The sequence below is a fragment of the Pseudomonas sp. TNT2022 ID642 genome (genome assembly GCF_028656995.1).
Lineage (GTDB): Bacteria > Pseudomonadota > Gammaproteobacteria > Pseudomonadales > Pseudomonadaceae > Aquipseudomonas.
This window is the reverse complement of sequence record NZ_JAMDGW010000008.1, coordinates 96,766-109,342: the sequence shown is the minus strand read 5'-3', so window position 1 is coordinate 109,342 and position 12,577 is coordinate 96,766. Positions and strand designations below refer to the sequence as shown.

At 56.2% G+C, this 12,577-nt stretch carries 12 protein-coding genes; 8 read left to right on the top strand and 4 right to left on the bottom strand.

Going from position 1 to position 12,577, the window contains the following annotated elements:
• Positions 1–27: 27 nt before the first annotated feature.
• On the bottom strand, positions 28–669 hold the full coding sequence (locus M5G26_RS10150) for a hypothetical protein (protein ID WP_273915217.1): 642 nt from the start codon (positions 667–669) through the stop codon (positions 28–30).
• Between the two features lie 93 nt (positions 670–762).
• Between M5G26_RS10150 and M5G26_RS10145 the strand changes: the two genes are divergently transcribed.
• The 6 genes from M5G26_RS10145 to M5G26_RS10120 all read left to right on the top strand — a co-directional run bounded on the left by M5G26_RS10145 (position 763) and on the right by M5G26_RS10120 (position 4,251).
• Entirely contained in the window at positions 763–1,440 is a 678-nt protein-coding gene (locus M5G26_RS10145) for a hypothetical protein (protein WP_273915216.1), read from the top strand.
• Between the two features lie 516 nt (positions 1,441–1,956).
• Positions 1,957–2,277: a YbjQ family protein gene (locus M5G26_RS10140; protein ID WP_038366885.1), complete on the top strand. Its 321-nt coding sequence runs from the start codon at positions 1,957–1,959 to the stop codon at positions 2,275–2,277.
• Positions 2,278–2,524: 247 nt separating this feature from the next.
• Positions 2,525–2,713, top strand: a complete 189-nt coding sequence (locus M5G26_RS10135) for a hypothetical protein (RefSeq protein ID WP_077571808.1) — start codon at positions 2,525–2,527, stop codon at positions 2,711–2,713.
• A gap of 325 nt (positions 2,714–3,038) precedes the next feature.
• Positions 3,039–3,410, top strand: coding sequence for a glycine zipper domain-containing protein (locus tag M5G26_RS10130; RefSeq protein ID WP_150694833.1), 372 nt, complete (start codon positions 3,039–3,041; stop codon positions 3,408–3,410).
• 137 nt (positions 3,411–3,547) lie between these two features.
• A complete protein-coding gene (locus M5G26_RS10125) occupies positions 3,548–3,967 on the top strand; it encodes a YMGG-like glycine zipper-containing protein (RefSeq protein WP_007914081.1) in 420 nt (139 codons plus the stop codon).
• Between the two features lie 122 nt (positions 3,968–4,089).
• Positions 4,090–4,251, top strand: coding sequence for a hypothetical protein (locus M5G26_RS10120; RefSeq protein ID WP_163019620.1), 162 nt, complete (start codon positions 4,090–4,092; stop codon positions 4,249–4,251).
• 290 nt (positions 4,252–4,541) lie between these two features.
• On the opposite strand, the gene M5G26_RS10115 is transcribed toward M5G26_RS10120, so the two are convergent.
• Together M5G26_RS10115 and M5G26_RS10110 are read right to left on the bottom strand one after the other, a co-directional pair.
• On the bottom strand, positions 4,542–4,937 hold the full coding sequence (locus M5G26_RS10115; RefSeq protein WP_273915215.1) for an Imm50 family immunity protein: 396 nt from the start codon (positions 4,935–4,937) through the stop codon (positions 4,542–4,544).
• Between the two features lie 2 nt (positions 4,938–4,939).
• Entirely contained in the window at positions 4,940–9,724 is a 4,785-nt protein-coding gene (locus tag M5G26_RS10110) for an RHS repeat-associated core domain-containing protein (protein WP_273915214.1), read from the bottom strand.
• Between the two features lie 247 nt (positions 9,725–9,971).
• Between M5G26_RS10110 and M5G26_RS10105 the strand changes: the two genes are divergently transcribed.
• Entirely contained in the window at positions 9,972–10,667 is a 696-nt protein-coding gene (locus M5G26_RS10105) for an HAD-IA family hydrolase (protein WP_026000652.1), read from the top strand.
• Between the two features lie 73 nt (positions 10,668–10,740).
• Here M5G26_RS10105 and M5G26_RS10100 read toward each other — a convergent pair whose 3' ends face one another.
• Positions 10,741–11,487 carry a 3-oxoacyl-ACP reductase family protein gene (locus M5G26_RS10100; protein ID WP_273915213.1) on the bottom strand — a complete coding sequence of 249 codons (747 nt, stop codon included), beginning with the start codon at positions 11,485–11,487 and terminating at the stop codon, positions 10,741–10,743.
• A 127-nt stretch (positions 11,488–11,614) separates the two neighbouring features.
• Between M5G26_RS10100 and M5G26_RS10095 the strand changes: the two genes are divergently transcribed.
• Positions 11,615–12,541: a LysR family transcriptional regulator gene (locus M5G26_RS10095; protein WP_273915212.1), complete on the top strand. Its 927-nt coding sequence runs from the start codon at positions 11,615–11,617 to the stop codon at positions 12,539–12,541.
• Positions 12,542–12,577: the final 36 nt, after the last annotated feature.

Here is a 12,577-nt window from a genome sequence, read left to right as displayed (position 1 = left end):
TTATTCCCTAACTGATAACGGACGGTGTCAATTTTTTAGGGTGGCGGATCGCTCTTTCAAACGGTAGAAAGTTGCCTTCATGAGTGAAGCATTTAATTGCTCCAGTTCCTGCTCGATTAGACTAAGGTCAGAAACTGTGTAGCCTGTTGAGGTGTTTTTGGCAAACTCGTTGGCTAAAGTTATGATGAGCTTAAACCTTTCCTCATCGGGGGTTGTAGATTCTGATAACTCGACATATTTTGTCGAGAATTCAAAGTAGTCCGTAGCGTGGATCGTAAAAAGAGTGTGAGTTATTCCCCCTTTTTTTGCCCAAACGTCGTGCTGTACTCGGTTCCGCTTCAATCTAGACGTGTCAAAGCAATCCAAAATTTCTAAAATTGAATCTACTTCGTGCTGATTCAAGTGTTCGGTTGCAAGTTTTCTCATTGCGCTAGCAGTTTTTGCAGCATTATTGTATTTTTTGAGGCGGGTTCGGGATTCCACGAGGGTCGTGTTCAAAAGAACAGCAAATAAACAGTATAAGCTGACTTCTGTTTGTGCCCACAGCGCAGCAATTAGCCCAATTTTCTCAGCGAATTTTGGAGAGTCTTGCATTATATGAGGACCAACTTCCAATAAAAGACTTCCGTCTTGGTCGCGTACTCTAATACCGAATTTTTCCTTTTTCATTTATATCCTTTGATTAGAAAGTATAAGTTTTATTTCATTGAGACTAGCTGAATTGCCTCGAAGTGGATAGTGGCTTAGTAGTACGTCCTCGGGATGAGCTTTGCCATTCGACCCGCGATCACTCCAGTCTATCTGACGCGATCACTCAAAGAGAGGGGCGCAGTCCGCTCTTGGCCGAAAGCTGCCTACGCCCAAAAAAAGAAATGGAAAAAGCACTTATCCCCCTCCCGCCGACGGGCTTTGCGTCCCTTTTTTGTGCAAAGGTCAGAGCGGTGCAAATACCGGCTCTGGCCAGGCCTGCTGCGGGGGCTGCTGGCGTTGCAGCGATTGCACGCAGTGCAAGGTTTTGCAAAAAAGAGCAAAGGCAGTTGCACTGCGTTACGGAGCGTCGAAGAGTTGGCCTTGGGAGTGACACTCCCGGCGTGCAAGGGCTACGACCTGAAAAACCTACTGCACAGGATATTTTCGTTTTCGGAACTGGTCGCACCAGCTCGGAATCCGACACCGTCCAGTCCGTTTGCAAAACGGCTGAAAGGCCCAGCCTGCTTCGCTCTCCGGCATTTTCTGGTATTGCACAGCGTCACCAGAGATTTGCTTGCTATCAATGCCAATTTGCATGATGTGAAAAACGTCGAAAAGGGACTTCGCCTTGGCCATTTTTCAAACGTGGGCTGGGAAAAAGGTAATTTTGGTAAGCGGGGTATAGAAATGGGCTACAGCCTTTGTGGTGCGTGGCCTTCAGTCATTACCTCAAGAGGTAATTTTAGGTAAGAGTTAGGGTAATAATTTCTGAAGTGCCCCATTTTACTGGGTTTGAGGGCTATCAGGGATTACTCATAGGAAAGGTAATTTTCTAACCTCATACTTACCAAATTATTACCTTTGAGGAATTGTCTCAAAGCCCCGATTTTCAAGGCTTGCAGAGGTAGGCTCACGTCGCATTACCAAAATTACCTTTTCCCCATGGGTCAACATGAAACGTCGAAATGTCTTTCGCGACTCTATTTTACAACCTGGTGCGCAAAACCCATGGGACTGACATGGGACTGAGATTAAAAATCTCGCTCCTCTGCAGCCCTTATAAACCGGGGGAGTGTGCTCAAAAAACCGTAAACGGGTAGTTTCGAATCTCTCCTTCACCGCCACATTCAGTACACAAAACCCCTGATTTCGAAAGAAGTCAGGGGTTTTGTGGTTTCTGGCGTCTGGATTTTATTGGCAGCGGCGTGAAGTCTGCTTTGAGCCATTACAATCGCGAATTTATTCATCCTTATAGGAACGGCATCCATGATCATTTCCACCACGCACGCCATTGAAGGCCGGCAGATCACAGCGTATTTGGACATCGTCAGCGCCGAGTCGGTACAGGGCGTCAATGTGATCCGTGACATGTTCGCCGGTATGCGCGATTTTTTCGGCGGACGTTCACAGACGCTGGAGCGAGCATTGAAGGAGGCGCGTATTCAGGCGACCGAAGAAATCAAGGAGCGCGCCCGTGCTCTGCAGGCTGATGCGGTGGTTGGAGTGGATTTCGAGATCAGCATGCCCGGCGGCAAGGGCGGGATGGTGGTGGTGTTCGCGACGGGGACGGCGGTGAAGTTGCGCTGATTTTCGGTCAATAGGCTTGTGAGCCCATTCAGAGGTTGGATGGGCTGTTTTTGTCGGCGATCAGCCCTGCGACTTGAGGATCACGGTTCATCGGTGTGTTTGATTTTTGCAGTCCATTCGTCGGGCGTCAGCTGATCTGAATTACAAGTCCAGGAATGACCGACTAGTCTCAAAAGCATAGGAGGTCGGTATTTTTTCAGGCAAAAGAGTTTTTGCCGGTATCGGTCTGTTGCGAAGGGGAAAAGATATGACTGGTCCGTATATCGAAGACGATGGCGCTGAATTTTCCTTCAATAACTGTGTACGGTGCGGTCAGACCGAATACCAGTCAGGTTTTGGCGAGGATCCGGTGCAAATCGGCAAGATCAAATCCACGGCACCTAAAGGACCGAAGGCTAAATTCCTGCCCAAAGTCACTGCGCGATCCAGAAAATAATCGTTGTCTGAATAACCCCGTCAATCAGCGGGGTTTTTTATGGCTGAACGTTCGAGGAAATATCTTACGGACGATGTTGTGGCGGATGTCGCGGGATTTCACAAACTTTTCACGTCTGCCGCAGTAGGGTGAAGCCATCCGTTAGAAAGCAAGTCTCCAGCCCGTCTCCCCAGCGGGCTTTTTTTTGCCTGTCATAAAACCTTTTCCAGAATCGCTGTCCAATCGGCGCCGAGTGCGCGAAGCCTCTGATTTCGTCTGGACTTTTTCGCGGCGACGGCATTAAATCCCGGCCCTTTTTGTCATCCCAATTTTTGAGGTTTTCGTCATGCGTTTAACACTGCCCGCTCTGGTTCTTGGGCTTCTGGTTGCTCAAGGTGCAATGGCCGCCGGTGATGGCACCGCTGCGCTGGGCGGTGGTCTGGGTGGCGCACTGGGTAATGTCGTCGGCCAGAAAATGGGCGGCAGCACTGGCGCGGCACTTGGTGCTGGCGTCGCAGGTGCGGCAGGTAGCGCAATGGCGGCGCGCAAGGGTAGCCGGACGAAAGCAGCGATTGGCGGCGGCGTTGGTGCAGCCGGTGGTTCGGTGATTGGCAACAGCCTGGGCGGCAAGACTGGCGCCACGATTGGTGCAGGTCTGGGCGGTGCGGCTGGCGGCGCAGTGGGCAGCAATTTGTCCAAAGGTCACAAGCGTCACTAAGACTGATCGTTTGTCAGAAAAAGCCCGGCTCGATGTCGGGCTTTTTCATGGCTGAACGTTTTCCCCGTTTGCGTCTCCAATCTCACATAGGCCCATGTCTGGGCGGACTGTCCCGCTTCGGGAACTGTGAGGTTCATATGCGCTTGTCATTATCTGCACTGTTTTTCGGTCTGCTGGTCGCCCAAGGGGCGATGGCCGCCGGTGATGGCACCGCCGCTGTGGGTGGCGGCCTGGGTGGCGCACTCGGTAATGTGGTCGGTGGACAACTCGGTGGCAGTACTGGCGCGGCGGTAGGTGCGGGTGTTGGTGGCGCGGCCGGCAGTGCCGTCGGGGCGAATAAGCGCAATCGCACCGAAGCTGCCATTGGCGGTGGTCTCGGCGCGGCGGGTGGCTCGGTCGTCGGCAACAGCCTCGGCGGCTCTACGGGCTCGACCATTGGCGCAGGGTTGGGCGGCGCGGCGGGTGGTGCGGTCGGTAATAACCTCGGTGACGATGGCGGATCTCATTCGGGCGGCGGTCACAAGCACAAGAACAAACATAAAAACCGCCATCATTGATGGAGGGTTAAACGGAAACCCGGCTTTTTGCCGGGTTTTTTGTATTTGCTCGTCGGACTTCGGAACGATTGGCTGTAGGGCTTCTCGAACGTAATACACGCCACCAGATGATGAGGTTTGCCATGACTCCTGAAACCGAAGGCAAGGAAGAGAAGGGTTCGAGTGGACTGCCGTTTATCAATGATCCGGGGAATGAAGATCCTGGGTCGTTGATGGATGATGCGACGGTGCCGTTGAATGATTCGGATGAGGCGGATATGGAGTATGAAGAGGATGAGCAGTGATCGGATGTTTGAGAAGATCTGAGCGTCTGAATCCGGTTTTTAAGGGCCTGAGTTCAACAGGTCCTACAAATTTGTTAGCGACTAAAAACGGCTGCCCGCCAGTCATTGAACTGGTGAGCGAGTCTAGGTATAGGCGTTTTTTTTAGTGCTAACAATGTGAGATCTCGGATTTAGAGAATTCCAAATTGTCTAGAATCATGATGAGCAACTGGATGTCGAACTGTTCTCTATTTCTATATAAATTTTTTATGATGCCTCACGGTAACAGAGCACCAGTCGCTCAATACCTTTTAGAAAGGTAACTCTGTTAAATATACGCTAGGTTCTCGCAGTCTTAATGATGATGTGGTAAACGTTACTTTCGAGGTGCTTGATACTGCTGAAATCAGATACGTGTCTCCAATTGGTTGTATGGATAGACTTAAGTTTTGTTGAGTTGGAATATTGGATGTCGTCAACTCTCTGATTTCACCGCATGTTATTCCGATTCGGCAAGCATTGTATCCTATGGACTCCCACTTTTTCGGAGGAGTGTCGGGCATTTCTCTAATATCAAATGCCAAGGTCAATGTTGAAAGGTTGTTGTCCATATTTAAAGCGAATAGCTTGATCTCCCCAACGGGTATATTTCTGCTGAATACCATATTGAAGAGTTTGCTTCCTTCTATTTCATTCCAGTATTTCATGGTCATTCCTTGAATGGATAATGATCGTTCGTATTTTTTACTTTGCCATTGCGTGTGTCATGCGCGGGTCGTATGTTTATGTGAGGACCTTGATCTCCTCGATTATTTATATCTCCATATTTATGTCCCGCTGAGTGGTCTTGGAGTGTCAATATAAAACCATCCTCTCGGGTGAATCTATATTCTCTGGTTATAATCGGCTTTCCACTGCTGTCTAATATATTATTTCCTTTTCTATCCGTCATGTTGACATAGGTGAATTGCTTCTGCATGCCACTCACCTCATCAGTTTGAATGTCAGGCTGTTGCCCTTTCGGTATTCCTGCATCAACTTTTGCCTGCCTGAATGCACCGCGCCTGGAAACCTGTGGAAGCTCAACTTCATCAGGTTTTGGACAATTAATTGATTTTCGACCTTTGGGTGGACAATTGGAATTCAACCCCAACGGATCCACCCACCCCGTCGGATTCGGCACGTACTGGTACTGATTCAACCCACCGGCCAACTTGATCGGATCCGGCGTCAGATACCGCCCCAGCCGCGGGTCGTAGTACCGGTGCCGGTTGTAATGCAGCCCGCTTTCCGCATCGAAATACTGCCCCTGAAAGCGCAGCGGCTGGTTCAGGTAGTCGTCGCCGGCCAGGGTCAGCGCGGCGACTTTGCCGTAGGCGTCGTATTGCGCGGACCAAACGATGTCGCCGCTGTAGTCGGTGAGTTCCTGCGGGGTGCCGAGGTGGTCGAGTTGGTAGTAGAAGGGGCAGGCTTTTTTTGGGCCTTTGCCGTCGAGCAGGGCCAGCGGGCGGAAGGTGCCGGGTTCGTAGACGTAGCTGCGGTATTCGTTTTCGCTGCTTTCGGCGACGAGGTGGTCGCCTTGCCAGAAGAATTCGGTGGTTTGGCCATTGACGGTTTTGCTGATGCGTCGGCCGAAGGCGTCGTAGCGATAGCTGGCGGTCTGGCCGTCGGGGCGGGTCAGGCCGATCAGGCGGTGTTGGCTGTCGTAGCGGTATTCGGTGACCAGTGTCTGCGCGCGGCCACGGCGTTCGCGGATCAGGTTGCCGAAGGCGTCGTAGTCGTAGTGGCGGTCGCCCTGCATCAGCAAGCGGTTGCCTTTGATCTGACTCGGGCCGGGGCGGTCCTGCATCAGCAGGTTGCCGGCCGGGTCGTGGGCGAAGCTTTCCGGCAGTTCGTCGCGTGAGTGACGAACGCGGATCAGGCGATCGAGGGCGTCGTAGCCGTAGGTGCGTTGGCCGTGGCGGCTGTCGGCGATGTGCGCGAGATTGCCGTTGGCGCTGTAGGCATAATCGCGGCGGTACAGCGCATCGCGCTGATGGCCTACGGCGTGGGCGAGTAATCGTCCTTGATCATCGTAGGTATATTCGCTGAGCAGCAGGCCCTGCTGACGTTGTTGTTCGCGCCCGGATTGGTAGACATGACGAGTCAGCGGCGCGCCGTTGAGGTCGATGCCGCTCAGCGCGCCACCCTTGGCGTGGTGGTAGTCGAGCAGGCTGTTGTCAGGGAGGCGCATGCGCTTGAGCTGGCCGCAGGCGTCGTAGCGGTAACGCAGGGTGCCCCAGCCCTGATGCTCGGTGATCAGCCGATCCTGGCGGTCGTACTCGAAGGCCAGCGGGTGTTGTTGGCCGTCGTCGACACCAATCAGACGGCCGAGGCGGTCGTATTGGTAGGTGACCTTGAGGCCGTCGGGCAGGGTCTTGATTAACAGGCGCCCGGCAGCATCTCTTGCATATCCAGTAATCAGCGTCGAGCCGTCATCACCGAACTCGGTCTTCTCCAGCAGATGGCCGTTGAGGTCATAGGCGTACGCGGTGCGCCGGCCGTCAAAACCGACCTCCTGGCGAATCAACCCGGTCGGCGTGTAGTCCAGCCGATACTTTTCCCCGGATTCGTTTTCGATCTCGGTGAGCAGCAGTTGCGCATGGTCGTAGCGATACTGAACTCGCGTGCCGTCGGGGTTGATCCGCCGCGAGACCAGGTGCAGGTCATCATCGTATTCGTAGCGGGTGATGCGCCCCAGCTCATCGCGCTCGGCGGTGACCTGACCGTAGGCGCCGTAGCTGTAGGCGCGGGTGCTGCCGGTAGGAAATGTCGTCTGAATCAGTCGGCCAACGGCGTCCCAGTGCTGACGGGTGACTGCACCGTGTTCGTCCGCAGCCGTGGTCCGGCGCCCCAGCGCGTCGTAGGAAAAACGCCGTACGCCACCGTCGGGCAGGGTTTCCTCGGTCAACTGGCCGAGGCTGTTCCAGACCAGTCGATGCCGACTGCTGTCCGGATAACGGATCGACAGCAACTGTCCACGGGTGTCGTAGTAGTAATGCGTAACCTGGCCGTCCGGGTCGACCGCTTCGGTGACATCGCCCTCGGCATTGCGCCGGTAGATCCATACCGCGTCACCGCGAGAGCGTTTATGCAGGAAACCGTTGCGATACTCGTAGGACGTTGGCGCGTCAGCCGGCGGAATCAGCGCCACCAGCCGTCCGACCTCGTCGTAGCGGTATTCGGTGACCGCGCCTAACGCATCCTGCTCGGCGATCAAGCGACCCGATGAGTCATAGGCCTTGAGCTGCTCGCTACCATCCGCCGAGACTTTACGCACTAGCCGCGCCCGTTCGTCGTGGACGTAGGTTTCTTCGGTGCCATCGACGTAATGCACCGCGACACTGCCGTCGTCGTTCCAGACGTAACGCGTGTCCATCTGCGAAAACGACGCCCAGTGGCGCACGCAGCGCGCGGCTTTCCCCGAACGCTCCCACTCCCAGAAGAAACTCGCGCCACCGGCCAGCTGCCGCTGCAGGATTACGTGAGCGTCGTCGTAGTCGTAACGCTCGCTGTCACCGACGGCGTTGCTGGCTTCGATCAGGTGCCGATAAGCGTCGTAGCGGTAACTGATCAGCGCCTGTTCGGTACTCCAGGCACCGTCGCGAAACACCTGGTAATCCACACCGAGCAACTGCGCGCGGTCATAGCGCAACAGCAGCGAACGCCCGGCGCCGTTGTCCAGTCGCTGCACCCGGTCAGAGCGATCGCGCTGCACCGTCAGACGATTGCCATAGGCATCGCTGATCGCCGTCAGCCGTCCTGCGCGAAAGTGATAGAACCGCGCCGTTTCCCCGGCCAGCGCGAGGATCAGTTCTTCCGGCTCATCACCCAGAAAGATCGCCGCCCGCGACAGGCTGTTGTGAATCGCCGGTCGTTCAACGCTCGGCAACGGAAAACGGGTACGCCGGTTTTCGTGATCGACCCAAACCACCTCATCAGCGAAAAACTCCAGCCGATGCGCCAGCGAATGACTCCAGCCAAACCCCAACCCAACATCGATCTCGGCGGCGCTGGAGCGATACAACCGCGTGAACTCAAACGGCAACACGCCATCGAGCACCGCATCGCTCAGGGTCAGCAGTTCTTCACCGGTGACCATCGATACCGGACAGCCATTGGTGCAGGTGAAGGGCACGCAATCGGCGCTGTCGCCGTTGGGGTTTTTCGCCTGATCCGGCGAGTCGTCGTGCGGCTCATGCCGTTCCAGCCGGCTCGAACCGCCAGGCTTGTCCCGCACAACAGGTGCCGGATTCGGCACCGTCAACACCAGCGAGTCGGCCTGACGAATGTTCAGCGGTATCGACGGTGTCGGTTTCAACTCAACGTCACGCGCGTGAAACATCAGCGGCTTCAACGCGCCCGCGTGTTTGTTCAGTTCCGGCGCTGACGTTAATTCCGCCAGCCGCAACGCCGACGCCGCCAGCCATTCCCGCGCGCGTGGTGACTTGACCTTCGCCAGCACTTTGCTGCTCAGGCGCACCGGCACGCCGATGCCACCCGACAACCCCATCAGCAGAAAACTGACCAGCAGCTCGGCCCGAACCTCGGCCACCACTTCGGCCAGATACTGCGGCGGCAGCATCTTCAGCCAACTGGTAAACGCGGCCATATGAATGAACAGCAGCGGTTCGTCACTGAGGATCAGCAAGCCGTCGGCGATGGCCTCGCTGGAGGCATTCAACAACGCCTCAAGCTCGGCCTCGCTGAGGTACTCCAGCAATTTTTCGCTGTTGGCCTGCAGGTCGGCGAGGAGGGCGAATACTTGTTTGATGTCGTCCCAAACGCCATTCAGTGCTTTCTCGAATCCACGCCAGTCGGCCTGCTGCAACTGACCGTACCGGTCAAGAAACCCGGCGCTGGAAAACTCCGTCCACTGCGGCTGGAATTCGCGCCATTCCCCGCGCAGCCAGCCTTCCAGGCCTGCAATGACACCCTCATAAGAGGCATACAGAGCACGTACATGGTCGGTGGACACATCGGGAAAGAAGGTGATGCGATAACGCTGGCCCCGATCGCAGTCGGTCACTTGCAGAATGCCGCTGGGGCCGATGGTGTGGTGCAGCGGTTCGCCGAAAGTCAGCACACCGCCGACATCGGCAATCACCGGTTCAAGGGTTACCGGGGTGTTGCCGATCGGCACAAACCGCGCGGCCTCGAACATGTGCACCAGCGTCAGCGACCCGCTGGCCGAGCACATGACCACCGATGAACTGAGCGGTTGGCGCGACTTGATCGGCGCGCTGAGGCGCACGTCGTTACCGACGGTGAAGACCTGCTCGACATCCAGCGCGGTGCCTGTCCAGAACTGCTCGGCCCAGGCGTCGTAGTGGTTCAGACACAGGCGGAATTCGCGGATCAGGTGTTCGAAGTCTGGCTCGTCCGGATTCAAAGCAGCAACAACGAGCAGGCCGATGCTGTTGTTCAGGGCCAGCAGCCGATCGGTTGGAAGCATTCGCAGTCTCTCGCGCACATCAAAAAGGTGCGCGGACTTTGCGGGGGATCAATCAGGAAAGAAGTCGGGCGAGTAGGCAATGCCTGTAGGATGTTTCGCTGAATTGTTGCGAGTCGTTCATCGCTGCAATGGACATTGCCCGTTGCTCAATGTCCGTCACGCTCGTTATGCTGCTGAACCCTTTAATCAGATCCGCGTAGCGGCGCCAACTGTGCCGCCCGGGATGTCTTTGTTAACGGATCCGATGATGAATGCACCGCTGAAGGCGTTCGGCCCGATCAAGGCCGTGATTTTCGATATGGACGGTTTGCTGCTGGACACCGAGGGCATTTATACCGAGGTCACCTCGCTGATTGCCCAGCGTTACGGACGCACCTTCGACTGGAGCGTCAAGCAGAACATCATTGGTCGCGGGGCCAACGATCTGGCCAATTACGTGGTGCAGGCACTGGATCTGCCGATCACCGCCGAAGAGTTTCTGGTGATCCGCGAGCCACTGATGCGCGAGCGTTTTCCCACCGCACAAGCGATGCCGGGGGCCGAGGAACTGATCCGCCATCTCAAGGCGCACAACATCCCGATTGCTGTTGGCACCAGTTCCTCGCGTCAATCGTTCGGCCAGAAAACCACGCTGCACCGCGACTGGTTCGCGCTGTTCGATTTCATTGTGACGGCGGACGATCCGGAAGTCGGCGCGGCCAAACCGGCGCCGGATATTTTCCTCACCGCTGCCCGGCGCCTGGGCGTGGCACCTGAGGATTGCCTGGTGTTCGAGGATTCGCCGTTCGGTGTGACCGCAGCGAAAGCCGCAGGCATGACGGCTATTGCCATCCCCGATGCCGCCATGGCCGATGAAAAGTACGCACACGCTGACGGGATTCTTCGTACGCTGAAAGCGTTCACTCCAAGTGCTTGCGGCTTGCCGGCGCTGGAATGGGCTTGAATATTTGACATAAAAAACGCCGCCCCTCTGTAACAAGAGGGGCGGCGTTTTTCGTTCGGGCGACGCGGAGAAATCAGGCGCCGAAACCACCGTCGATGGTCAGGCTGGCACCGGTGATGTAACCGGCTTCCGGGCCTGCCAGATAGGCGACGAAACTAGCGATTTCTTCGGCTTTACCGTAACGACCGACGGCCATCAGCGGAATCAGGCTTTCGGCGAAATCACCGTGCGCCGGGTTCATGTCAGTGTCGACCGGGCCAGGTTGCACGTTGTTGATGGTGATGCCGCGTGGGCCAAGGTCGCGGGCCAGACCTTTGGTCAAGCCGACCAGCGCCGATTTGCTCATCGCATACACGCCGCCACCGGCAAAGGGCATGCGGTCGGCGTTGGTGCTGCCGATGTTGATGATCCGCGAACCTTCGCCCATGTGTTTGGCGGCTTCCTGCGAGGCGATGAACACGCTGCGAATATTGATCGCTACGGTCTGGTCGAAGTCTTCGAGTTTGAAGTCTTCCAGTGGAGCAACGGCCAGCACACCAGCGTTGTTGACCAGAATGTCGAGGCGGCCAAAGGCTTCGACGGTGGAGCTGACGGCGTGGCGGATGGCGGCGGCATCGGCGCTGTCGGCCTTGATCGCCAGGGCTTTGCCGCCGGTGGCGGTGATGCTGTTCTGCAACTCTTCGGCTTTCGCGGCGGAGCTGACGTAAGTGAAGGCTACTGCAGCGCCTTCAGCGGCCAGACGTTTGACGATGGCTGCGCCGATACCACGGGAACCGCCTTGAATCAGAGCGACTTTGCCGCCGAGGTGTTGAGTGGTCATGTTCGATCTCCAGAATGTTCAAGGCGGGAATGCCTTGGTGTTGGTAGCGAGTATCGGCGTGGTATCGACAACTGTGTAGACCATGATTGCTATAGTCTGTGTAAACCAGAAGTTTATAGTGACGATCATGGAAACCTTCAGCAGCATTGAATGCTTCGTGCGCAGCGCCGAAGTCGGCAGCTTTGCCGAGGCCGCACGACGCTTGAGTCTGACCCCGGCAGCCGTCGGCAAAAGTGTGGCCAAACTCGAGGTTCGGCTCGGCGTACGGCTGTTCCAGCGTAGTACACGCAGCCTGACACTGACTGAGGCCGGACAACTGTTTCTGGATCAAGTCAGCGGTAGCCTGACCACCATTCAAAATGCCGTGGCCAATCTCTCCAGTGTCGAAGGGCTGCCCGCGGGAACGCTGAAAGTCAGCATGGGCGCAGCATTTGGCTGTCTGCATATCGTGCCGATGCTCGGTGAGTTCCTACGACGATATCCGGCGATCAATCCGGACTGGCATTTCGATAATCGACAGGTCGATCTGATCGCCCAGGGCTTTGATGCGGCCATCGGTGGCGGCTTCGAACTGCCGCAAGGCGTGATCGCACGCAAGTTGAGCCCGGCGCACCGGATATTGGTCGCGTCTACCGACTATTTACAGGCCAATCCGCCGATCATCGAGCCGGATGACCTTAATCATCACGACGGCATTCTGATTCGCTCGCCGCAAACCGGACGCGTGCGTTCCTGGCAATTGACCGGACGCAATCCACAGAACTGTCAGCCGTTGATGCTCAAGGCGCGGATGACCATGAGTGATTCGGAGGCCGCTTGCAGGACGGCGGCGCAAGGCTTGGGAATTGCGCTGGTGAGTATGCCGTTTGCGGTGGGGTACTTGGAGGCGGGGACGTTGCAGCGGGTGTTGCCGGACTGGTTTGTCGATGATGGCAACATCTCGATCTATTACGCCGAACATAAGTTGTTGCCGGGCAAGACGCGGGCGTTTGTCGATTATGTGATTGAGCAGTTTGCGGAGGAGGGGTTGGCGCGGCGGTTCAGTGCTATCTGAGCAAGGTATCAGACCGAGGTGTGGCCTTCGCGAGCA